Source organism: Acinetobacter sp. WU_MDCI_Abxe161 (assembly GCF_025514355.1).
In the GTDB taxonomy this organism is placed as follows: Bacteria; Pseudomonadota; Gammaproteobacteria; order Pseudomonadales; family Moraxellaceae; genus Acinetobacter; species Acinetobacter pittii_E.
The window spans coordinates 22307-46026 of record NZ_JAHPTU010000001.1; the positions used below are offsets into that span (position 1 = coordinate 22307).

Genomic DNA, 23720 nt, shown 5'->3' on the forward strand with positions numbered 1-23720 from the left:
ATCCATGCAAGACACCCCTCTCATTATTGGTTCACGTTCTTTTCAATCTCGTTTATTGGTCGGAACTGGCAAATATAAAGACTTAAATGAAACGGATTTAGCTATTCAAGCCAGTGGTGCAGAAATCGTAACCGTCGCAATCCGCCGTGTGAATATTGGACAAAATCCGGATCAACCAAACTTACTCTCAGTTATTCCGCCAGAAAAATATACAATCTTGCCAAATACCGCAGGTTGTTTTGATGCTGACAGCGCAGTACGGACTTGTATGTTAGCGCGTGAACTTCTAGATGGTCATAACCTAGTAAAACTTGAAGTTTTGGGCGATGAGAAAACCTTATATCCAAATGTAACCGAGACCCTAAAAGCGGCTCGAACTTTGATTGATGATGGTTTTGAGATTATGGTTTATACCTCGGATGACCCTATCATTGCGCAAGAACTCGAAAGTATGGGTTGTGTTGCAATTATGCCTTTAGGAAGTCTGATTGGCTCGGGTTTGGGCATTTTAAATCCACATACCATTTCAATTATTAAAGAAAATGCAAAAGTGCCAGTTTTGGTAGATGCAGGGGTTGGTACAGCAAGTGACGCTGCTATTGCAATGGAACTCGGTTGTGACGGCGTACTCATGAATACTGCTATTGCAGCTGCTCAAAATCCTATTTTGATGGCTTCTGCAATGAAAAAAGCTGTTGAAGCAGGACGTGAAGCATTTTTAGCTGGTCGTATGCCACGTAAGCGCATGGCAAATGCAAGCTCGCCAGAAACAGGTTATTTCTTTAAATAATTTATTTCTTGCAATAACACAGCCTTTAATTGTCGTTATAACGCCTATGCGACTTGTATAGGCATTTTACTTTTCAAAGATGAAAAGTAACAAAAATCTTTTGTTTCGCTGATATTACATCCATGTGATACAGCGAAACGGTGGCATCCATGCCACCTCACGATAGTTATCGCTTACGAGAGTTTACGTTGAGTAAGACTAAGCCTGTTGCTCATCACGTTTAAACACTAACTCTTTTGCTGATGAATTCTCAGCATCAAAGTAGTAACCTTCGGTATTAAATGCTTTGATGTCATCAGCTTTATTTAATTGGTTTTCAATAATAAAACGAGTCATTAAACCGCGCGCTTTTTTCGCATAAAAACTAATGACTTTATATTTGCCATTTTTCTGGTCAAGAAAAACAGGTTTCACAATTTCAGCCTTAATTTTTTTCTCATTGACCGATTTGTAATATTCATCTGAAGCTAGATTTACCAACAATTCAGATTTAATTGCGGCCAAATCTTCATTAATCTGATTGGTGATAATGTCACCCCAAAATTCATACAAATTGTGACCGCGAGTATTTTTTAATTTAGTACCCATCTCAAGACGATACGGCATCATTAAATCCAAAGGACGCAACAAACCATACAAGCCCGATAACATACGTAAATGGTGCTGTGCAAAATCAATATCTTTGTCTTTTAAGTGATAAGCATCTAATCCAGTATAAACATCACCCTTAAATGCATAAATCGCCTGACGAGCATTTGAAAAATTAAATTCGGAGTCCCAATCTCTGAATCGGTCTGCATTTAGTGTGGCAATTTTTTCACTGACACTCATTAAATTGGCAATTTCCGAAGCAGAAAGCTTACGGCAAACATCAATTAATTGTGCTGAATGTTCTAACAAGCGAGGCTGAGTAAACTCATCTGTAGGTAACGCTGTTTCATAATCTAAAGTTTTTGCAGGAGAAATTAAAGCAAGCATAGACAACCTGAAAAAATTATTATTAATGCCAACTATAACAGTAGATATTTTTTAATGCTAACTCGTGTTTTCAATGACGACTATCGGTAAAATAGGAATACGTATTGTTATTTATCGATTCTTATATGTCTGAGCAAATTTTCATTCAGGGTCCAGTAGGTAAAATTGAACTTTTTGTAGACCGCCCTGAAGGTGAAATCAAAGGCTTTGCGGTTGTTTGCCATCCGCACCCATTGCAAGGTGGAACTCCTCAACATAAAGTCCCTGCTCTTTTAACCCAAATCTTTAATGAATATGGCTGTATTGTATATCGTCCGAGTTTCCGTGGTTTAGGCGGTAGCGAAGGTATTCATGATGAAGGTCATGGTGAAACCGAAGATATCTTAGCTGTCATTGAACATGTCCGTAAGCTTCATGAAGGCTTGCCGTTTTATGCAGGTGGTTTTAGCTTTGGCTCACATGTTTTAGCAAAATGCTTTGCACAACTTGAACCTGAATTACGACCTGTACAGTTAATTTTATGTGGTTTACCAACAGCTACTGTAGTAGGTTTACGTCACTATAAAACTCCTGAAATTCAAGGTGATATTCTACTCATTCATGGTGAGCAAGATGACATTACCTTGCTTTCAGATGCGATTGAATGGGCAAAACCGCAGAAGCACCCAATTACGATTTTACCGGGTGCTAATCACTTCTTTACAGGCTATTTAAAACAGCTTCGTCAAATCATTACACGCTTTATTATTATGAAATAAACTACAAATTGATGGGCATGGATTGAGTCTATGTCCATCATTTTATAGGCAGCTTCATTATTGAAAATTATGCTAATTTAATCCGAAACGGGCTAAATATTTTTTACTCTATCATTATCGTTTACCCTGATTCTTATAAAGTTTTAATAAGTGTCTATAATAACTTCACGCATTTGACTAAAAAACTCCAACAATATGCTTCATTTTACTTTTTTAGGCACATCTTCAGGTGTACCCACTCTGACACGTAATGTTTCAGGATTAGCAGTTCGTAACAGCAGAAATAAGGACTGGATTTTAATTGATGCTGGTGAAGGTACACAGCACCGCCTTCAACAAGCTAGACTATCCTTACAAAACCTAATAGCCATTTGTATTACACATGTTCACGGGGACCATTGTTACGGTCTAGTTGGCTTATTGGCAAGTGCAGGCATGAATGCTCGTACCAAACCACTAACCGTGATTGCACCCAAAGAGATACAGCAATGGTTTGAAATTACAGCCCAACTTACAGATTTATATTTGCCCTATCCCATCAATTTTATTGATGTTAATGAGGTAATACAGTCTCAGCAGATCTCTGATGAGTTTATTGTTCAAGCCCATCCTCTTAGCCATCGTGTCCCAAGTTTTGCCTTTAGTGTTTATATAAAATCTACACAGAAGAAGTTAGATATCCAAACTTTAACTCAGCTTGGTGTACCTAAAGGCGATATCTGGGGACATTTAAAACGAGGTTATGATGTTGAGTTTGAAGGACGAATTTTAAAATCGAAAGACTTTATCAAAGTTCAGAATCAGCAAATCCACGCAGTTATAGGTGGTGATAATGATCAACCTGAACTATTAGCAGATGCTTGCAAAGATGCTCAATTACTTATTCATGAATCGACTTATTTGCAAACGGTTTTGGATAAAGTTGGTAAAGGACCAATGCATAGCTCAGCAAAAATGGTCGCTGAGTTTGCGGAACAGCAATCTTTAAGTAATTTAATTCTGACACATTTTAGTCCTAGGCATCAGGATAAAATTGGACAGCAAGCTATTACCGAAGAAGTTCGCCAATTTTATAAAGGTCATTTTTATTTAGCGAATGATTTTGATGAATTTACTTTAAATGAAGCTGGACAGCTTTTAAAAGTCGAGTAAAAGTTAAAGTTGAAGAAGCTCATGACTGAGCTTCTTATTTCTAAAAAAATTACTCTACAGATGCTAAAGCTGTTACCAACAACTTCCAGCATTTCTCTACAGTGTCTACTTTAACTCGTTCACCTGGCGCATGTGCACCTTGAATATCAGGTCCAAACGATACCATCTGTAAATCTGGATAGTGTTCAGCAATAATCCCACATTCCAAGCCTGCATGAATTACTTTAAGATTTGGTTCAATATTAAAAGCCTTTTGATATGCGTGTTGTAAGCACTTTAGAGCAGCCGAATCTGGATTTGGTGTCCAACCCGACACTAACGGTGTAAGTGTAGAACTGATATTAAACTGACTAAAATGTGCCTGAATTTTTTCTGCAAAATCTTGAGCTTCTTGATTCACCATTGAGCGAACCATTAAGACAGCTTTCCCGCCTTCGCGATTTAATTTCACAACCCCAATATTATTTGAGGTTTCAACTACGTCTGGTAAAGCTTGGCTCATACTTGCAACACCGTATGGACTTGTTGCCAAAGCTTGCAACCATTCGTTTTGCTGTTGTTGAGTAATCACTTGATTCGTTTCAACGCTAGTAGGTTGAATAGTGAATTGCAAATTATCATCAATACCCTGTAATTGGTCTTTCCATATCGTTTGATATTCAGCGAGTAATTTTTCTAATTCAGGCAATTGGTTAGATGAAATTGCAATAGTCGCTACAGCTTCTCGCGGTAAAGCATTACGAGCTGTACCACCCGTGAACTCAACAAGATGCCCACCAAGCTTTGCTAAATACTCATTTAAAAAGCGGGCTAAAATAATGTTGGCATTGCCACGTCCTAAATGAATATCTACTCCAGAGTGACCACCTTTAAGACCAGCCACCTGAATATTTATAACTGTCAAATTTTCAGGAATTGGTTCATACGTAAGTGCTTGTTCGACTTCAACATCAATACTGCCTGCACATCCAAGATATAACTCACCCCACTCTTCTGTATCAATATTAAATAACCATTTTCCTTTTAGCACACCTGCCTGTAAAAGCCGTGCACCACTCATCCCTGCTTCTTCATCAACAGTTAAAAGAACTTCAATTGGCCCATGAGCAATATCATTTGAGTCTAAAACTGCCAAAGCTAAAGCGACCCCAATGCCATTATCAGCACCTAAAGTAGTGTCTTTGGCAATTAACCAACCATCCTCAAGAACTGGGCGAATCGGATCTTTAAAAAAGTCGTGTACTGTGCCAGTGTTAGCCTGCGTGACCATATCTAAATGGCCTTGGAGAATGACTCCAGCTACATATTCTTTACCCGCAGTCGCATCCTTACGGATAATTAAATTACCGACCTCATCTACGTAAGTTTCTAAATTCCGACTGTGTGCCCAGTTCTGCAAAAATTCACGAAGTTGCTGCTCATGCTTTGATGGGCGCGGAATAGTGCAAAGAGTTTGAAAATGCTGCCAAACAACTTGAGGAGATAATGTTGCAATATCAACTTGTGTCATGAAAACCACACTCTAATTATGTAAATATCTTAATAATTTCAATATACACAATGCATTAAAGATAGGTAGGGATTTCGGGAAAGATTTTGTATTTTTATCTTTAATCTAAAGAGTACGACTTTTTAAAAAGCCGTACTTCATGAATAAGTCTTAACAGTCTTAGACTTAGTTTTTCCATTCAAATGCTGAAAAACTCTGATCAGCTTTCAGACTATTTTCCACGGCCTGTGCAAGCTGACGAATAATACTTTGCGTTTCAATCTTTTCAAACCAATCTTGTTCTTCATCAGGATTGGCAGAGATTTCACACATCAAATGCCCTTCATGATCTGTTTTTTGGCAAGTAATAGATAAGGGTAAAAGATGATTATCAATACTGACTTCTACTTTTTCATGTTCATGCACAATATGTTGTGCATCAAAGCCATAATGTCCCAATTGTTTAAACAGTAAAGCCGCTACATATTCTTGTGTGATATGGCATTCATTTGGTGGATGATCAAGCACCCCATGTTGTGGGCAACTGGCAATAAATTGTAATTTTTTCATCCTTTGTCCTAACACTTTTATCATTATCTGCGCTTAGCATAAGCAATAAACAAACAGCAGCCAAGCCTTTAGCCCGCTGCTGCCGTTGCTATTGTGTTAGCAATTATAAAATGTGTTAGGTCAAAAGTTATTGGCTAACTTCGATTGTTAAGCCTGCACGATTCGCCAACTCAGTGAAAGTTGGGAAGCTTGTAGCAACAGTTTCAGTACCGTGAATTGTAATCGGACCAGAAGTACGAAGACCTGCCATACTAAAACTCATAGCAATACGGTGGTCATGGTGCGATTCGATTTCACCACCAGCAAAAATTGGTGACCAATCGCCAGATTTGCCTTTACCTTCGATAATGATGCCATCTTCAGTTGGCGTACAGTCAATGCCCATAATTTTTAAGCCATCTGCCATAACTTGAATACGGTCAGATTCTTTCACACGAAGCTCTGCTGCACCAGTCAATACCGTTTGGCCTTCGGCACAAGCTGCTGCAATAAATAAAGCTGGGAATTCATCAATTGCTAAAGGCACTTGGTCTTCAGGCATATGAATACCTTTAAGCGTGCGTGAACCTTTAATATGAATGTCTGCAATAGGCTCACCACCAGCAATACGTTCATTTTCAACAGTGAGGTCGGCATCCATCTGTTTTAAAATTTCAATTACACCAGTACGTGTAGGGTTAATACCTACCGCTTCCAAAACAACATCGGATCCTTCAGTAATTGCAGCACCCACCATAAAGAAAGCAGCAGATGAAATATCAGATGGAACCTGAATATCAGTACCTACTAATTTTCCACCACCAACAAGTGAAATCTTGTTGCCTTCGGTTTTAACATCATAACCAAATGCACGAAGCATACGCTCTGTATGGTCACGAGTTGGCTCTGGCTCAGTTACCGAAGTTTCACCTTCAGCCCACAAACCAGCAAGTAAAATACCCGACTTCACTTGAGCAGAGGCCATTGGCAAGTCGTATTGAATGCCTTTTAATTGCTGACTACCCGTAATGCTGACAGGTGGTGTACCTTTTTCACCTGTTGTTTGAATTTGCGCACCCATTAAACGCAATGGCTTAGCAATACGCTCCATTGGGCGTTTAGAAAGCGATGCATCACCCGTCATCACTGAATCAAACTTTTGTGCTGATAACATGCCTGAAAGCAAACGCATGCTCGTTCCAGAGTTACCCATATACAATGCACTTGCCGGTGCTTTTAAGCCATGCATGCCCACGCCATGGATGGTCACTTCACCATTTTTAGGGCCTTCAATGCTTACACCCATATCACGGAAAGCCTGCAAAGTTGCCAAAGCATCTTCGCCTTCAAGGAAGCCAGTTACATGGGTAGTGCCTTCGGCAATAGCACCAAACATAATGGAGCGATGTGACACAGATTTGTCACCCGGTACGGTAAATTTACCTTTAAAGGTCTTATTTCCCGGTAAGATACTGAATTGCTGTGTCACCTTATTTTTCTCCATTAAAGGTTTTTTGGCTAACATATGATTGAAATGCTGACGTGCTGCCTGAGCATGGCCGAGTAAACCCATTAATGCATGAGAATCTTCGTTTTCAATCAATTTTCTAAGTACGGTAAGTTGTTTTTCGAAGCCATCAACAGCATTTAATATCGCTGTTTTATTGGCAAAGAAAATGTCATGCCACATTTGAGGATCACTGGCAGCAATACGCGAAAAATCACGAAAACCACCGGCTGCATAACGGAAAATATCAAGATTATCTTCACGGTTTGCAAGTTGCTCGACCAAATTAAATGCCATCAAGTGCGGTAAATGACTGGTATGCGCCAAAACTTCATCATGCTTGGCAACATCCATACAAATGACTTCAGCTTTAGCTGCTGACCAAAGTTGAATCAGTTTCTCAACTGCCCATTCTGCACTTGTCGGTAACGGGGTTAAAATTACTTTGTGATTTGCAAACAGGTCTACCTTACCTGCATGAACACCCGTGTGTTCACTACCCGCGATAGGGTGTCCCGGTACAAAACCTGCTGGTAAATCTTCACCAAATACAGCTTTTGCTGCATCAACGACATTACCTTTTGTACTTCCCACATCAGTTACAATGGTGGTTTCTGACAAATAAGGCTTAATTTGTTCAAGCACTTTTTGCGTCGCACGTACTGGCAAGGCTAAAACGACTAAATCTGCCCCTTTCACGGCTTCAACAGGATCAGAAAATCCTTCTTGTATTAAGCCAAGTGATTTTGCATCTTCTAAAGTTTTCTGTGAGCGTGTAGATGCCACGATAGTTGTCGCCAACTTTTCGGCAACAATAACGCGAGCTAAACTCGACCCAATGAGTCCTAAACCAATAAATGCAACTTTTTTAAATAGGGGTTGTGACATAACTTCAACTTTGCTTTTGCTCAAAGTTATTTAGACCTTTGAGCAATTTGTTTTTAAGCATAATGACATGCCCATCTTAATGCATGTCATTATTCCAACATGAATAATTAGAGAACAGCAGCAGGATAAGAACCTAAAATACGAAGCTCTTTTACCATTGGACGAATATCATTGATTGCCGCAGCAACATTCTCTTGATCGATATGGCCTTCTAAATCGATAAAGAATACATAGGCCCATTTTTCAGGTAATGCCGGACGCGTCTCAATGCTTGTTAAACTAATATTATGTTTTGCAAATGGCGCTAAAATTTCTAATAAAGCACCTGCGCGGTCATGCGCTGAAATTAATAATGAAGTTTTGTCATTACCACTTTGTGGAATCTTTTCACGACCAATCACTAAGAAACGAGTGGTATTTTCAGGGTTATCTTCAATATTGCTATGTAGGATTTCAAGATTATACATGCCTGCTGCGATATCAGACGCGATCGCTGCTGAATGCCATTCGTTGCGAATACGACGTGCAGCTTCTGCATTTGAGTTTAAAGCAACACGTTCAACACCCGGATAATGCGCGTCTAACCATTGACGACATTGAGCCAAAGTTTGCTGGTGTGCATAAATCTGTTTAATACTATCTTTACGTGTATTTTCAGAGACTAGGAATTGATGATGAATACGTAATTCAACTTCACCAATCACATTTAAATTCGATGTTTTAAAACAATCTAAAGTATGGTTCACAATACCTTCAGATGAGTTTTCAACTGGTACTACGCCGTAATGTGCACTACCCGCTTCTACTTCACGGAACACTTCGTCAATTGTTGGTAATGGACGAACAACTGCATCTTTACCAAAGTGTTTAAGTACAGCAGATTGAGTAAAAGTCCCTTCTGGCCCTAAAAATGCAATGCTTTGCGGAGCTTCTAAAGCGAGACAAGCAGACATAATTTCACGGAACAAACGCGCCATGGTTACATCAGACAAAGGACCTTGATTGCGTTCCATGACTTTACGTAAGACTTGTGCTTCACGTTCAGGACGATAAAACAAAGGATTCTCTTCGGAAGCAAATTTAGCTTTTGCAACAGCTTCAGCAAGGCTTGCGCGGCGATTTAATAATTCTTGAATCTGTTGATCTACACTATCAATATCTTCGCGAATTTGTTCCAAACTAAGAGAAGTCGTTTTGTTTTGATCATCGTTGATCATTAGAATGCAGCCTCAGTAAAATCATCTTTTGAACGAGAGTATAACAATAGTCTGCTTTGATTTGTTAGGCAATATGGCTGTAAAAGCTTTTTTCATTAACCTTTTTGCGCACATTTCTTTGATCACTTTATTTGATAATGATTTTCATTTATCATTTGCATAATAAATTTTATTATTCCCCATTATGCATAAATCATTTTTCTTTTTATCTTCAAGTTTTTTATTAAGTACTTTAATAAGCTGTTCTGTTTTGGCTCAAACGTCTGTACAAAATCAATCAAAAATCGTTTTTCAAAATAATCAGGCACAATTTCAAATTAAATCTAAACATACAGGTCATGATTATCTTATTCAAATTTATAAACCGCCTGTTGCCCCCCCCCAACATGGTTATCCAGTACTTTATATTTTAGATGGGAATGCCACATTTCCAAGTGCTGCCAATATTGCTCAATCGATTGGAGCGGGTTCTACCAAATTGGGCTTAGACCCGCTCATGATCATAGCGGTTGGTTACCCTCAGCAAAAAACCTTTGATGTGCAGAAGCGTGCTTATGATTACACTCCAAAACCTTCTGCTGAATTTCAAGCACAAGGTAAATATAAATATGGGGGTGCCGATCAGTTTATTGCGTTTTTAGATAGCGAACTCAAGCCTGAAATTGCGAAACAATTTCCAGTTAATAGCCAACAACAAAGTCTATATGGACATTCTTTTGGTGGCCTATTTGTGCTTTATCATTTTTTTCAAAAGCCTAGTACATTTCAGCGTTACTTTGCTGCAAGCCCTTCTCTTTGGTTCGATCAAGGCATGTTATTTCAACTGTTAAATCATTGGCAAAGTCAAAAACAAAGTCATTCTCCGATGCTTTTAACCACGGTCGGTACCCATGAACAAGGCGGCCCTCGTACTCAACTTAAAAATAAATTTAATGAAACAGATTTCTTTAAAGCTTTAGAAAAAAAGCGTTCAGATCAATTTACTTATTGGCATTTTTATAACCCAGCTGAACAACACATTACAAATTTATATGCGAGTTTACCCAAAGCCCTTATATTTGCTTCGTGCAAAGATCTAGAAAGCTGTAAATCTTTATTTGATGAGCAGAAGCAGAAGACAGCTCAATAAAAACTTACTCGATTTTTAAAAGCTAAGCTCGTCTCAATGTGTAGATTAGCTATACTAGCTAAAGACGTCATAACAACAGTAAAATAGAATGAATAAAATTATTATTTTAAGCCTACTTGGCTTCACCAGTTTCACTTTAACAGGTTGTGGTGGTTGCCCAATAATTGCAGGATGCAATGGTACAGACCCTTCTCCATATTATATAACGACTACCAGCAGTCAAGTTCGTGGTATTCCAATTCCACCCAAAACCAAGCTGACCTATCAATCTCAACATTTCAGGCAGAAATCTGAGCAAACGCATGCTTTAAAAGAAAGAAATTTATCAGGTATCTCTTTACCGGCAGACACAGCCATCATTTGGGGTGGTATGCCAGTTGACATGTTTATACAGTTTTCTAATCCCGAAATGAAAGGATTTTCGGTCTATCCTGCACAAGGATTTAAAGCAGAATTATCAAATGAGTTTTTACGTTTATGGAAAAGCTGTGAAAGTGATTTAGACATTACTTTAAAGGATCCAAATGACTGGTCATTTAATCCTAAAAATATGAAAATAAGAGGTTGTAGTATCAATATTCAAGAACGTAGTGCATACACCGAAGATTCATTTCATCAAGATGAAGCAGATGAGTTTTTAAGAAAGATGAATCATGCATTACAGCAATTACCAAAACAACAAGACTATCCTGTCATTCAACAGAAGACTAAATAGTTAAAAACAAAACAGCCTGTTCTAAGACAGGCTGTTTTTTCTTTGCTTAATTAGGCTTTGCCAATTAATCCACGTGCTACGATTTCTTTCATAATTTCATTTGTACCACCGTAAATACGTTGGATACGGGCATCTACAAAGAAACGTGAAATTGGGTATTCAGTCATATAACCATACCCACCGAAAAGTTGTAGTAAGTTATCAGCGACTTTCATTTGCATATCACTACTGAAACTTTTCAATGCTGCAGCCGTTTCTACATCTAGTTTACCTTCTTGATATAATGCAACATTTCTTTCATAGAAAGCTGCTGTTGCAAGCTCATCAATTTTTGCTTGGGCTAAAACAAAACGAGTATTTTGGAACTGAGAAATAGGTTGACCAAATGCTTGGCGCTCTTTTACATACGCTGTTGCCAAATCAATTGCACCACGAATTGCCCCAATTGCAGTAGATGCAATGGCTGTACGTTCACGAGGTAACTCTTGCATTAAGTAAGCAAAACCTTGCCCAGCTTGACCGAGTAACTGGTTTTTAGGCACTTTTACATTGTCAAAAAATAGCTCTGAAGTATCTTGAGAATGCAGGCCGATTTTGTCGAGATTTGTGCCTTTTTTAAAGCCTTCTAAATGCGTATCTGCTAATAGTAACGATACACCTTTGGCACGCGCTTGAGGATCCGTTTTTACTGCGAGTACAACAAGATCAGCATGTTGTCCATTTGAGATAAATGTTTTTGAGCCATTTAATAAATAGTGATCGTCTTGCAAAATGGCGCTGGTACGCATTGATTGTAAATCCGAACCTGCTCCCGGTTCAGTCATACCAATTGCACCAACAACCTCACCTGTTACCATTTTCGGCAACCAGTATTGTTTTTGCTCTTCTGTCCCGATATGTAAAATATACGGTGCAGCAATTTCAGAGTGGCAAGAAATCGCTGTTGATAATGCACAAAAACCAGCACGTGCAGATTCTTCAACTAACATTAATGAATAATAGGTTGGCACACCGTAACCACCATATTCTTCTGGGACATCCACACATAAAAAGCCATTTTCGCCCAGTTGACTCCAGACAGAACGCGGCATAATTCCTTCACGCTCCCATTGGTCGTAATGAGGCGCAATATGCTCACTCAAAAAACGTTTAAAATTATCACGGAATAATTCTAAATCTGCATCGTATGCCAACATAATATTTTCCTTCAGCTTTATTGTTTTATCGAATCTCATTGCTGTGCATGCTAATCATTTTTTCAGCAACTGTCATGACATAGCCGCTCATTAAAACTGTACTTTTCAGTCAGCCAATAAAAAAGGAAGCTCAAAGCCTCCTTTTTTATATAGGTTTATTTAAATTAATCTAGACCTTCAGCGACTTGAGGAGTTTTTTGTTCCATCATTTTTCTGTCGACTTCATCTGGATTATTCAAAGCATCATTTAACTTATCTTTATCTAAAGCACCGACCCATTTTGCGACGACTATCGTTGCTAAAGAGTTACCTACAAGATTGGTTAATGCACGTGCTTCTGACATGAAACGGTCAATACCTAAAATCAATGCCAAACCTGCCACTGGAATATGACCAACAGCAGATAAAGTTGCTGCCATCACAATAAAGCCAGAACCTGTTACACCCGCTGCACCTTTAGATGAGATTAAGAGTACTAGTAACAAAGTAATCTGATGCTGAATATCAAGCTGTGTATTTGTTGCCTGAGCAATAAAGATTGCAGCCATGGTCAAATAAATTGACGTACCATCAAGGTTAAATGAATAGCCTGTTGGTATCACCAAACCAACTACAGATTTTTCACAACCTGCAATTTCAAGTTTACGCAACATGCGAGGCAAAACTGATTCAGAAGAAGATGTACCAAGTACAATTAATAACTCTTCACGAATTAAGCGAATCATCTTAAGGATACTAAATCCGCTAATACGGCTGATTGTACCCAAGATCAAGAAAATAAAGAGTAAACAAGTAATATAGAAGCAGATAATGAGCTGCCCTAATTGTACAAGTGAACCAACACCATATTTACCGATAGTGAATGCCATCGCACCGAATGCACCAATCGGAGCCAATTTCATGACCATATTCACAATGTTAAAGAACACATGTGCAACTTGATCAATAAATTTTAAAACTGGACGTCCGGCATCACCTAACTTATGTAAAGCAAAACCAAAGAGAATTGCAAAAAGAAGGACTTGTAAGATTTCACCATTTGCAAATGCACCAACAACCGTATCTGGGATGATGTGCATTAAGAAATCAATGGTAGATTGTGACTCACCAGAACTGACGTATTTTTGAATGCCCGAAGTATCAAGAGTAGTAGGGTCAACATTCATCCCTACACCTGGTTTAGCAATGTTAATTACAACAAGGCCAATTAGAAGTGCAATTGTTGAAACGATTTCAAAGTATAACAATGCAACGCCGCCAGTTTTTCCGACTGACTTCATGCTTTCCATACCAGCAATACCGCTTACAACGGTACAGAAAATAACTGGAGCGATGATCATCTTGATCAAACGAATAAAGGCATCACCTAATGGCTTGAGTTTCTCACCTAAACCTGGGATATGTTGTTCAACACCATTGACAATTTGCGTGGAGCTTGGAGAAAAATGTCCCACCAAGATACCTGCAATAATCGCAATAATCACCTGAAAATAAAGTGATTTATAAATCGGTTTTTTAGCCATAACTTTACTTCAATCTATATTTCCAAGTCCGTTGGAAATACCAAAATGAAACGTCTATTCTTTACGAATACACAGCCCTAACCTTTCACATTAACACCGCAAAAGGGAAATGGTTTTTTGTGAACAAAAAACCTTCCTACTACCTCAATGAAAACAAAATAGATGTTTTCTAAAACAGGAGAATACCTGAAGTTTCTAACTACTTTGAGTAGCTAGAAATAACCTCTTACTTTTTCAATAAAAAGCTGAAGATATAGGAGAATCACATAAAATTATGATATGAGTGCTCAAAAAAGCACGAGAAAGTGTACTCGAATTAAATAACGATTCGGTTAAATTTTTAGCTGATACGCATAAAAAACACTCAGGCAATCCTAAGACTTTAGTATAAGAAACACTTTTGATATTTTTTCAGCAGTTTTTTATGTCATATTGATTAAATACTTGTGGACATTTCATTTTGAGCTGCCTACATCCCATCATTTTTATTGTTTTGAACTACGATGAATACTAAACGTAATATCTATAAAGATGCTGAACATCCCTTTGCTCAATATGTCCGTATTTTAGGTAAGGGGAAAACCGGATCTCGCTCTTTAAGCTACGAAGAAGCCTATCAAGCATTTACCATGATTTTAAAAGGTGAAGTTTTAGATGTGCAGTTAGGCGCATTTTTAATGTTACTTCGGGTTAAAGAGGAATCTATTGAGGAACTTGCAGGATTCGTACAAGCGACCAAAGACCAGCTTCATTTTGGACCTTTAGACGTTGACTTAGATTGGTCATCTTATGCAGGTAAACGAAAACACTATCCATGGTTTTTGTTAGCCGCTCTTACACTTGCACAGCATGGTCATAAGATTGTTATGCATGGCGCGTCGGGTCATACGCTTAACCGTGTTTATACCGAGCAAGTTTTAGAATATCTTGGTTATCAAATTTGCCATTCTGAACAAGAAGTTCGCACTCAATTGGCAGAGCAAAATTTCGCTTACTTACCCTTAGAGGTAATTTCACCAGTTTTAAGCGAACTGATTTCTCTAAGAAATGTCATGGGATTACGTTCACCAATTCATACTTTAGCCCGATTAATTAATCCTTTTAATGCCAAGGCCACCTTACAAGCAATATTCCACCCGGCTTACAGAAGTTCCCACCAACATAGTGCATTCCGCTTAGGCTATCAAAATAGCGCAGTCATTAAAGGTGAAGGTGGTGAGTTTGAACGAAATCCAGACGCAAAAACACTCATTTGCGGGATTAAAAATGGAGAACTCTATGAACATGAGTTGCCAAAGCTCACGCCAGAACGAAGCCCAATTGAAGAAGAGCTAGATTTAACTACATTTAAGGCAGTATGGCTTGGTCAACAGCACCATGAATATGGGGAAATGGCAGTAACAGAAACCATCGGAATCGCGCTATATACCATGGGAGTTGTTGCTAGTTTTGAAGAAGCGATGCAAAAAGCAAAAGTATTATGGGAAACACGTAATTCAAGCCAATAAAACTAATATAAGATCATACAGCCTTGTATAGCATGTTTTTCTTATATTGCTGCATATAGGCAATACTTACTTTTCAAAGATGAAAAGTAACAAAAATCTTTTGTTGAGCAAACAGTACTTCCTTGTACTGTTGCTCAACTGGCGACATCCATGTCGCCCACGCGATAGCAAATGCTAAATAAGATTTATTCTGAAAGTGATTTCAAACAAAACGAATTGGTTTAAATTCAGGTTCATGCTTGTGATGATCGTCATCACACTCTTCACCTTCTTCTTTTGTTCCACGGTCAATATAACCGCTACGTTGATCTTCTGGTAAGTTCTTTAACTCCCAAGCGATCACAGCTTGCATACAAGTCTCACGCTGCTCTTTTGTTAAAACAACGCCATTTGGCCATTTACCAATTTCTACTGCTGTTTTTAAACGCTCTACAATTTCAGGGTTTAAAACAGATAGCATTTGTTCAATATTCATGATTCATCTCTTTGAAAAGATTCAAAATCTTGGTTCCAACCAAGTTTGGTACGGCAGGCCATATAGAAATCATAACCTGGTGGATGCAATAAACTTAGTTTAAATGGATGTTTACGAATGTGTAAACTGTCTCCAACATTGAGCGAGACACTATGTTGTCCATCTGCACTCACCATTGGTAATACCCGATTTTCGCGAATAACGATTTTAATTTCGCTTTGACCACCGACTACGATAGGTCGTGATGACAATGTATGGGGATGCATTGGAACTAATGCAATAGCATCCATACTTGGATGTAAAATTGGTCCACCACCTGACAACGCATAAGCCGTTGATCCGGTTGGGGTCGAAACAATTAAACCATCACTGTGTTGGCGATAAACATATTGACCATCAATATTAAGTTCAAAGTCAATCATGTGTACCGATTTGCCCGAATGCAAAACGACATCGTTTAAGGCAATCGCATCATAAATCACTTCACCATTTGTTCTTACTTCCATTTCCAGTAAGAAACGACGGTCAAGTTGAAAATGTCCTTGAAGCACTTGGTCAAGTTTAAAAATAGCTTCTGAAGGTTTGATATCAGTTAAAAAACCTAATCGCCCTCGGTTAATGCCAATTACAGGCGTATTGTAGCGAACTAAAGATCTTGCAGCGTGGAGTAATGAACCATCCCCCCCTACTACTATGACCAAATCAGCAACTTCACCTAATAAATGACGACTCACCACCTGTGCATGATCATAAGGCACTAATTCAGCAGTTTCCTGATCAAAAATGGGGTTTAAGCCTAGGTTCAACAAATGATCATGAATTAAACATAGTGTTTCTACAACTGATGATTTATCTGGTCGACCGATTAACCCGACGTTTCTGAAGGACTTATGTGAAATTTGCACGAATGAGTAAGCTCCGCTGCGATACTTGCCTATAATAACATTAACCTGATTAATTTAAAAAAACATAACTACAAGATGCTGTAAAATTCAATCTAAGTTTTCCAATTATTCACAGTTTTATCATTGCAAATTGATGACAAGCTATCGCATCATTACAGGCATTGTTAGGGTTTTATCTCATTTTTATGAAGTTTGAACGTGGTATCGGTTTCTTTGCACTAATCTTTTCCATTTTGGTCATTGGTGCTTTTATTGCTCTTAGTATCTATCTGATTCGTCTAGATAATATTATCCGTGAAAAATTTGAAGGACAACGGTGGGATATTCCTGCCAAAGTGTTCGCACGACCTTTAGAAATTTATAACAATGCGCCTATTACCCAAGCAAACTTCACTCAAGAATTAAAACTTTTGGGTTACAAAGCTTCAAGTAATTATGACAAGTCTGGAACGTATGTTGCTCAAGGTAGCAATATGTATATCCACACGCGTGGTTTTGATTACGGCGATAGTGTTGAACCAGAACAGGTACTAGAGTTAAGTTTTGCAAATGATCAAGTTGCCGAGGTTCGCAGTACAAAACCATCTTCAACAGGTGTTGCACGATTAGAACCACTTCTTATTGGAGGGATCTATCCTCAACATAATGAAGACCGTGTTCTGATTAAACTGAATAAGGTTCCTAAGCCACTCATTGAAGCTTTAATTTCAACAGAAGATCGTAATTTCTATCATCATCACGGAGTTTCAATTCGTGGTACTGCTCGTGCATTGGTGAGTAATATTACAGGTGGAAAGCGTCAAGGTGGTTCAACCCTAACTCAACAATTAGTTAAAAACTTCTACCTTACACCTGAACGCACTTTAAAACGTAAAGTTAATGAAGCGTTAATGGCTTTGCTTATTGAGCTACATTACAGCAAAGATGAAATTTTAGAAGCCTATTTAAATGAAGTGAATCTGGGCCAAAATGGTAGCTACTCAATTAATGGCTATGGTTTGGCTTCACAATTTTATTTTGGTTTACCATTACGTGAACTCAATGTTTCACAACAAGCTTATTTAGTCGGTTTGGTGCAAGGCCCTTCTTTATATAATCCTTGGAAAAACCCTGAAGGTGCGAAAAAACGCCGCGATACCGTGTTAAATAACATGCGTGTAATGGGTTATTTAACTCAATCAGAATATGAAGATGAAATTGCACGTCCTTTAAATGTGCTAAGTAAACCAAGTTTAGGACCTGCAAAATTCCCAGACTTTTTAGATATTGTTCGTCGTCAATTACGTACAGAATATCAAGAAAGTGATTTAACCAATCAGGGCCTACGTATTTTTACGACTTTAGACCCAATTACTCAAACACAAGTTCAAAATGCTTTTAAAGCTTCTGTAGATCGCTTGGCAAATAGTAATCCATCACGTTTGAAAAATTTACAAGGTGCTGTACTGATTGCGCATCCTGAAAATGGCGAACTGGTTGCAGCAGTTGGCTCTACACAAGACTTTACTGGTTTCAACCGTGCGTTAGATGCAAAGCGTCAAGTCGGTTCTTTATTGAAACCTGTAATTTATTTAAGTGCTATTGAATCAGGACGCTACAACTGGGCAACTCAAATTGAAGACGCTCCAATTAGTGTTCCTGTAGATGGTGGTAAAAGCTGGACGCCTAAAAACTATAGTGGTGGCGGACATGGCATCGTAAGCTTGAGTGAAGCATTAGCAAATTCATATAACCTATCGGCTGTACGCTTGGGTCAAGAGTTTGGTTTATCTACTTTTACCAATAATTTAAGAAAATTTGGTGTCGAGTCAACAATTCCTGCCTACCCTTCTATTTTCCTTGGGGCAGTCAATATGTCGCCAATGGAAGTATTGGGAATCTATGAGAACTTCGCTACAGGTGGTTTTAAATATCCAACACGTGCGATTCGATCTGTCGTAGATGCCAACGGCCGCCTACTTGATCGTTATGGCCTTAATGTTCAACAAACGATTGATCCATCTGTTGGCTATATCATGAATTATGGCCTACAACAGGTCATGTCTTCAGGTACGGGTCGCTCAGCTTATAACAGCTTATCTCCAGCTTTAAAATTGGCAGGTAAATCAGGTACGACTAACGATACACGTGACTCATGGTTTGCGGGTTACTCAGGTAATCACGTTGCTGTAGTTTGGTTAGGTTTAGATGACAACAAAGTAACAGGATTAACGGGTTCATCTGGTGCGTTGCCAGTATGGATTAATGTGATGAAACAATTACGTCAAACCCCTGTGAATCTACGTCAACCAGATACTGTACAGTGGCAGTGGATTGACCGTGCAACTGGTGATTTATCTGCTCAAGCTTGTGATGGTGCTATGTATATTCCAATGTTAACGCATACGGTTCCGCACCGCGCTACACCGTGTGGAGCACCTTATTATCAAGTTGATCCAACATATACGCCACAAAGTGATAACACAATTCCTGAATCTCAGGATGATAATACCGACAATTATATTCGTGAAAGTGAAAACCAGATGGAACAAGATCTGGCAAACAACACACATGTAATATCGAGTGGTAGTTATAACAACTAAGCGTTAACAGGAAATTAGGATATGTTGAAGAAAGGTGTTTTTTATATTGGTGCTGTTCTTATGGTTGGCTGTACAACTTTGCCTGATCATTCTGACTCCAAACAGAAAACATCTACGCCTCCTGTTAAAAAGACGGAAACTCCATCAGGCGTCAAAATTACGCCTTATGACCATCCAGAAATTCAACGCAAAAATTTACAGGTGATTGTTCCTCAGCAAAAAAAGCCTCAACATTTTAATGATGATGGCAGCCAGCTACCGGCATTTAAAGTGTTAATGCAAAAAACGCAGCAGGCTTATAAAAACCAGCAATGGTCAGAGGCTGAGCGCTATGCACTTCAAGCACAGCGTTTAGCACCGCAAGCAGCTGAGACTTATTTATTTCTTGCACTTACGGCAAATCATAAACAGCAATATTCTAATGCTGAGTCTTTAGCACGACGTGGTTTAAGTTTTGCTCAAAGTCAGGCTATGAAAAAACAGCTTTGGTTGGTCATCTTAAAAGCTGGGCAACAACGCAATAATCAAAAAACTGTTCAAGAAGCCCAGCAAGCATTAAAAGCTCTCTAGCTTTTAATGCTTATTTATTTTCTTATTAGAAATTACGAATACCTGCTAAACCATATGCACCATGCTGCTGTGCAATAGTTAAATCGTCAGGATGTACTCCACCCAAAGCAAAAACCGGAATCTGGCTATTTTGAGCAAGATCACTAAAACGTTCCCAACCCAATGCTATAGCCTCTGAATGAGTTGTAGTTGGCTTTACAGGGCTAATAAAAACAGCATCACAACCAATCTGCTGAGCCTGTTTTAAAGAAACGGCATCATGACAGGCGGCGATATAACGTACGCCCACCGTTAAATCGCCTTTATGCAAATTCATGAGCTGAGATTGTTTTAAATGAACAGTCTTAATCTGTTTTTGTAATTCAGGGCTTAATTGCTGCCACATATCTACATTAATAATTAAATTTGATCGTTGCTCTTCATCTAAAGCAGTTAATTGCTCTATATATTGCTGCTCAGATTCATCCTCAATACGCCAATACAATAAGGCATCACTGTTTTCTACAGGTTTAAGTGTATTGCTAATTTTGATGAGATGAGGCCAATAGAGTCGTTTTATAATGTCTTTATTGGCTTTAGGAAAGTTTAAATGAAGCAACTGTTCACGTGTATACCATGCCCATGGTTGGTGAATAAGATTTAATAATTCATCAGGCACATAACTATTAAATAAATGTAAATTGACGATAATGTCATCATATTCATGGTGAATATAATCAAACTGATGCCAATCTTTTAAACCAATACCCACTTCTTCATAGATTTCACGGCGGCAGGCATCTTCTGGTGTTTCACCCTGCTCAACTTTCCCCCCTGGGAACTCATGCTTTCCACCTTGATGCTGCTCTTCTTGGCGCCAACCTACTAATATTTTTCCACGATGAATTAAGATGGCTATTGCGACATCAACAATTGGTTTGGGCATTTTTTTACTCTCTAAAACTTTTCTCAAGTGTAAGCAAATTTTATCAATTTATAAAATCTTAAAAATTCCATTGACAGATCTATTCGATAATGATTATCATTTAAATCGTTCAAGAACATACCACGGAGCACAACAAATGAACGCACCTTTTAGCTTATTTACTCGTAACAATGACACAGCTCACGCCTTACCAATGTTACATTCTAACAACCTCTTTGCATTAGGCCGTGAAATCCGCATTATGCATGCTGGCGAGGAATATCGTTTACGCCTCACTCGCAACAATCGTCTAATTTTAACTAAATAAAAAATATACTCGCGTTTCAATAATATTCGTGGGAAAACAAAAAATGGATAGCATGGGTAACCATGCTATTTTTTATGAAGGAAGAATAATCTCTACTCTCAAACCACTTTGTTCAGCATGCATAAAACGTAACTTGCCATTATGTAATTCAATAATTTTTCGCGTAATTGAAATGCCTAATCCAGAACCTTGCTGCTGAGTACCGAGTACCCGAAAAAAACGCTGCCCTAAACGTTGCAATACCTCATCATCTACCCCATTCCCCGTATCTTCAATAGAGACCTTAATTTGCTGTTCATGACGACTAATCTCAACATGAATAGAGCCTAAAGTCGGGCTATAACGAATGGCGTTATCAAATAAATTTCTAAAAGCAATAAACAGTAATTCTTCATTCGCATATGTTTTTGTTTCTGTCGATAAGGTATTTACCTCTATCAACATCTGTTTAGCTTTCGCATCTAAATCTACAGTTTCAATGACTCTTGCCAGTAAGTAATTTAAATCGATAACCGTCTTAGGAAGTTCTGGCTGCTCAGCTTCATTAGGTTCCAAGCGTGCAAGAAGTAATAAATTTTCAAGTATTTTTGTACTTCTAGAAACGTCTTCTTGTATACGTTCAAAATCTTGATGAAGTTCTGGAAGATGTTGGTATTTACGCTGCAAAACCTGAAGACGCATTTGTATGGCAGATAATGGAGAACGTAACTCATGCGAAGCATCTGCAGTAAAACGCTGTTCAGCTACAAGAGCCCTTTGCAACCTTGCAAGTAATTGATTTAAAGCATCTATAACAGGCTGAATTTCTGTAATGACATCCGGTTCTTGAATTGGTTCTAAATTTGATGCAGTTTTTTGAGCAATCCGTCTAGAAAGCAAATTTAGCGCAGCCAATTGATGCTCGGTACGCCAACTTACAATGACCCATTGCAATAGCCAGAACAACACCATAAGACCGCTATATCCAGCAAGTGCTTTGAGTACTTCTTCAACACGTGTACTCATTGGCTGAAAAACTTCAACTTGCAGTTGAGAATCTTCTTGTTGTGCAGCCAGACTACGCCACAATTGACCATCAAACCAAAAATACGAAAAACCTTCTGACAAGTTACCTTGTTCAAAAAGTTCATGCTGATAGCTATGAGAATGAGTTAGCACTTGGCCTGTATCTAATAACTCATACTGAATATCAAATTCATCGCTCAGCTCATCAAACTGTTTCATAGAGTGTCCAGAAAGATCGGAAACCAGCAAAGTATCTGAAATTTCATCCATGATTTCGTCTTGCACTGACATGTTGTGATAGATCGAAAATATGGTGAGTAAGCTTAAAGCCAGTAGCCCCACCACGACACTACTCCACATCGTGGTTTTAACCAATTGCGACTGCAAGGATGAGGGATTCGATTTCATTTTAAATCTCCCATACGGTAGCCTAGCCCCCGTATGGTTTTAATACTGCTACTTCCGATTTTTTTTCGAAGCTGATAAATAAATACTTCGATCGCGTTACTTTCAATTTCCTCACCCCATGAATAAAGTGCTTCTTCTAATTGATCACGGGTAATAATGTGCTCAGGATGCACCATCAGCTTACGCAATATTTGGAATTCTTTTGCCGTTAAATCGATAGATTTTCCCGCGCTTAATACGACTTTCGCTTGTGTGTCGAGTTGTAGGTCACCCCATGTTAAGATGGATTGTTGACTCAAAGTTTGTTTGCGTAATTGAGCACGGATGCGGGCCGATAACTCTTCTAAACTAAAAGGCTTAACCAAATAATCATTTGCGCCTAAATCTAGCCCCTCTACCCGATCATGAATGCTGTCACGTGCAGTAATAAAAATAACAGGTACATTTTTTTGTTTATGGCGGATCGTTGTTAGAACCTTTTCACCAGCCAGTTGCGGTAAGCCCCGATCAAGTAAAATACAGTCATAGTCGTGCTGTTCGATTGCCGTAAGTGCATAATCACCTCTTTCGACCCAATCGACCTGATAACCATCTAACTCTAACCATGATTGAATGCTTTCAGCTTGAGAGCGATCATCTTCTGCAAGCAAAATTCTCATCTCTTTTTCCTGTTATATCCTGATTTGATCTTGCCAAGCCTTTATAAAAAAAGCAAAGCCGCATTATTTAAATGCGGCTAAAAGTAGTAAATCTAGAGATTTGTTCATTAGAACTGAACTTGATCTACATCAATTTCTACGCGTTTTAAAGGTTTATAATCAATATCTACTTCACCAATTAAAGTTACATTTGTATTAGCTGAAATAGGACGACCTTGCCAAAGTTCATCATCTACATCAACTGTAATACTACCTGTCTTGTCACGAAATTGATATTTTTCATCGCCTAAAGACTTTACAACCTGACCATGTAATTTGATCGGTGTATTGTCTTTTGAGGTTAATGCCTGTTTTACTGTGGTGACAGTTGCCGGAGCAATTGCAGCTTGATTCACTGGTGTATTTGCCACAACTACGCCAGCAGCAGTCATACCAGCAGTCATCAACATTACTTTAAGCATATTCATATTATTACCCTCTGTTTA

Annotated in this window: 22 protein-coding genes; 9 read left to right on the forward strand and 13 right to left on the reverse strand. The window is 38.5% G+C overall.

Annotated features, from left to right (window positions below; genetic code table 11):
• The first annotated feature begins 4 nt into the window (after positions 1 to 4).
• Positions 5 to 790: a thiazole synthase gene (locus KTI78_RS00135; protein WP_001154366.1), complete on the forward strand. Its 786-nt coding sequence runs from the start codon at positions 5 to 7 to the stop codon at positions 788 to 790.
• A 198-nt stretch (positions 791 to 988) separates the two neighbouring features.
• Here the strand turns inward: KTI78_RS00135 and yaaA are convergent, their stop codons facing one another.
• Entirely contained in the window at positions 989 to 1768 is a 780-nt protein-coding gene (gene yaaA / locus KTI78_RS00140; RefSeq protein ID WP_262444869.1) for a peroxide stress protein YaaA, read from the reverse strand.
• Between the two features lie 125 nt (positions 1769 to 1893).
• On the opposite strand from yaaA, the gene KTI78_RS00145 reads away from it, so the two are divergent.
• The gene (locus tag KTI78_RS00145) at positions 1894 to 2526 is read left to right on the forward strand and encodes an alpha/beta hydrolase (RefSeq protein WP_125697704.1); all 633 of its coding nucleotides are present in this window, start codon (positions 1894 to 1896) and stop codon (positions 2524 to 2526) included.
• 195 nt (positions 2527 to 2721) lie between these two features.
• Positions 2722 to 3678 (forward strand): ribonuclease Z, encoded by a 957-nt coding sequence (locus KTI78_RS00150; protein WP_016140496.1) that lies wholly within the window; start codon positions 2722 to 2724, stop codon positions 3676 to 3678.
• Positions 3679 to 3727: 49 nt separating this feature from the next.
• Here KTI78_RS00150 and KTI78_RS00155 read toward each other — a convergent pair whose 3' ends face one another.
• From KTI78_RS00155 to pheA, 4 genes are all read right to left on the reverse strand, one after another.
• Positions 3728 to 5188, reverse strand: coding sequence for an aminoacyl-histidine dipeptidase (locus tag KTI78_RS00155; RefSeq protein WP_262444870.1), 1461 nt, complete (start codon positions 5186 to 5188; stop codon positions 3728 to 3730).
• Positions 5189 to 5353: 165 nt separating this feature from the next.
• Positions 5354 to 5737, reverse strand: a complete 384-nt coding sequence (locus KTI78_RS00160; RefSeq protein WP_016140494.1) for a hypothetical protein — start codon at positions 5735 to 5737, stop codon at positions 5354 to 5356.
• A gap of 127 nt (positions 5738 to 5864) precedes the next feature.
• Positions 5865 to 8111 carry a bifunctional prephenate dehydrogenase/3-phosphoshikimate 1-carboxyvinyltransferase gene (locus KTI78_RS00165; RefSeq protein WP_262444871.1) on the reverse strand — a complete coding sequence of 749 codons (2247 nt, stop codon included), beginning with the start codon at positions 8109 to 8111 and terminating at the stop codon, positions 5865 to 5867.
• A 107-nt stretch (positions 8112 to 8218) separates the two neighbouring features.
• Positions 8219 to 9328: a prephenate dehydratase gene (pheA, locus tag KTI78_RS00170; RefSeq protein ID WP_002049199.1), complete on the reverse strand. Its 1110-nt coding sequence runs from the start codon at positions 9326 to 9328 to the stop codon at positions 8219 to 8221.
• Positions 9329 to 9512: 184 nt separating this feature from the next.
• Between pheA and KTI78_RS00175 the strand changes: the two genes are divergently transcribed.
• A complete protein-coding gene (locus KTI78_RS00175; RefSeq protein WP_262444872.1) occupies positions 9513 to 10457 on the forward strand; it encodes an alpha/beta hydrolase in 945 nt (314 codons plus the stop codon).
• Positions 10458 to 10545: 88 nt separating this feature from the next.
• Positions 10546 to 11172: a hypothetical protein gene (locus tag KTI78_RS00180; protein ID WP_262444873.1), complete on the forward strand. Its 627-nt coding sequence runs from the start codon at positions 10546 to 10548 to the stop codon at positions 11170 to 11172.
• A gap of 50 nt (positions 11173 to 11222) precedes the next feature.
• On the opposite strand, the gene KTI78_RS00185 is transcribed toward KTI78_RS00180, so the two are convergent.
• On the reverse strand, positions 11223 to 12368 hold the full coding sequence (locus KTI78_RS00185) for an acyl-CoA dehydrogenase family protein (RefSeq protein ID WP_262444874.1): 1146 nt from the start codon (positions 12366 to 12368) through the stop codon (positions 11223 to 11225).
• A gap of 164 nt (positions 12369 to 12532) precedes the next feature.
• Positions 12533 to 13891 carry a dicarboxylate/amino acid:cation symporter gene (locus KTI78_RS00190; RefSeq protein WP_002118145.1) on the reverse strand — a complete coding sequence of 453 codons (1359 nt, stop codon included), beginning with the start codon at positions 13889 to 13891 and terminating at the stop codon, positions 12533 to 12535.
• Positions 13892 to 14394: 503 nt separating this feature from the next.
• Between KTI78_RS00190 and KTI78_RS00195 the strand changes: the two genes are divergently transcribed.
• Positions 14395 to 15399, forward strand: coding sequence for a glycosyl transferase family protein (locus KTI78_RS00195; protein ID WP_262444875.1), 1005 nt, complete (start codon positions 14395 to 14397; stop codon positions 15397 to 15399).
• Positions 15400 to 15601: 202 nt separating this feature from the next.
• Here KTI78_RS00195 and KTI78_RS00200 read toward each other — a convergent pair whose 3' ends face one another.
• Both KTI78_RS00200 and KTI78_RS00205 read right to left on the reverse strand, forming a co-directional pair.
• Complete coding sequence (locus KTI78_RS00200; RefSeq protein ID WP_002118245.1) at positions 15602 to 15874, reverse strand: YeaC family protein; 273 nt, start codon at positions 15872 to 15874, stop codon at positions 15602 to 15604.
• On the reverse strand, positions 15871 to 16779 hold the full coding sequence (locus KTI78_RS00205) for an NAD(+) kinase (RefSeq protein ID WP_262444876.1): 909 nt from the start codon (positions 16777 to 16779) through the stop codon (positions 15871 to 15873). The genes KTI78_RS00200 and KTI78_RS00205 overlap by 4 nt, the downstream gene beginning before the upstream one ends.
• Positions 16780 to 16964: 185 nt before the next feature.
• Between KTI78_RS00205 and mrcB the strand changes: the two genes are divergently transcribed.
• Both mrcB and KTI78_RS00215 read left to right on the forward strand, forming a co-directional pair.
• The gene (gene mrcB / locus KTI78_RS00210; RefSeq protein WP_262444877.1) at positions 16965 to 19361 is read left to right on the forward strand and encodes a penicillin-binding protein 1B; all 2397 of its coding nucleotides are present in this window, start codon (positions 16965 to 16967) and stop codon (positions 19359 to 19361) included.
• 21 nt (positions 19362 to 19382) lie between these two features.
• Positions 19383 to 19931 (forward strand): tetratricopeptide repeat protein, encoded by a 549-nt coding sequence (locus tag KTI78_RS00215; RefSeq protein ID WP_262444878.1) that lies wholly within the window; start codon positions 19383 to 19385, stop codon positions 19929 to 19931.
• Between the two features lie 25 nt (positions 19932 to 19956).
• On the opposite strand, the gene KTI78_RS00220 is transcribed toward KTI78_RS00215, so the two are convergent.
• Positions 19957 to 20856 carry an NUDIX domain-containing protein gene (locus KTI78_RS00220; protein WP_057105898.1) on the reverse strand — a complete coding sequence of 300 codons (900 nt, stop codon included), beginning with the start codon at positions 20854 to 20856 and terminating at the stop codon, positions 19957 to 19959.
• 136 nt (positions 20857 to 20992) lie between these two features.
• On the opposite strand from KTI78_RS00220, the gene hemP reads away from it, so the two are divergent.
• Entirely contained in the window at positions 20993 to 21163 is a 171-nt protein-coding gene (hemP, locus tag KTI78_RS00225) for a hemin uptake protein HemP (protein WP_002118129.1), read from the forward strand.
• Between the two features lie 72 nt (positions 21164 to 21235).
• Here hemP and KTI78_RS00230 read toward each other — a convergent pair whose 3' ends face one another.
• The 3 genes from KTI78_RS00230 to KTI78_RS00240 form a co-directional block, all read right to left on the reverse strand.
• On the reverse strand, positions 21236 to 22576 hold the full coding sequence (locus tag KTI78_RS00230; protein ID WP_125738615.1) for a sensor histidine kinase: 1341 nt from the start codon (positions 22574 to 22576) through the stop codon (positions 21236 to 21238).
• Positions 22573 to 23235, reverse strand: coding sequence for a response regulator transcription factor (locus KTI78_RS00235; RefSeq protein WP_016145898.1), 663 nt, complete (start codon positions 23233 to 23235; stop codon positions 22573 to 22575). Before KTI78_RS00235 ends, KTI78_RS00230 begins: the two co-directional genes overlap by 4 nt.
• Before the next feature lie 107 nt (positions 23236 to 23342).
• Positions 23343 to 23702 carry a NirD/YgiW/YdeI family stress tolerance protein gene (locus tag KTI78_RS00240; protein WP_016145899.1) on the reverse strand — a complete coding sequence of 120 codons (360 nt, stop codon included), beginning with the start codon at positions 23700 to 23702 and terminating at the stop codon, positions 23343 to 23345.
• Positions 23703 to 23720: the final 18 nt, after the last annotated feature.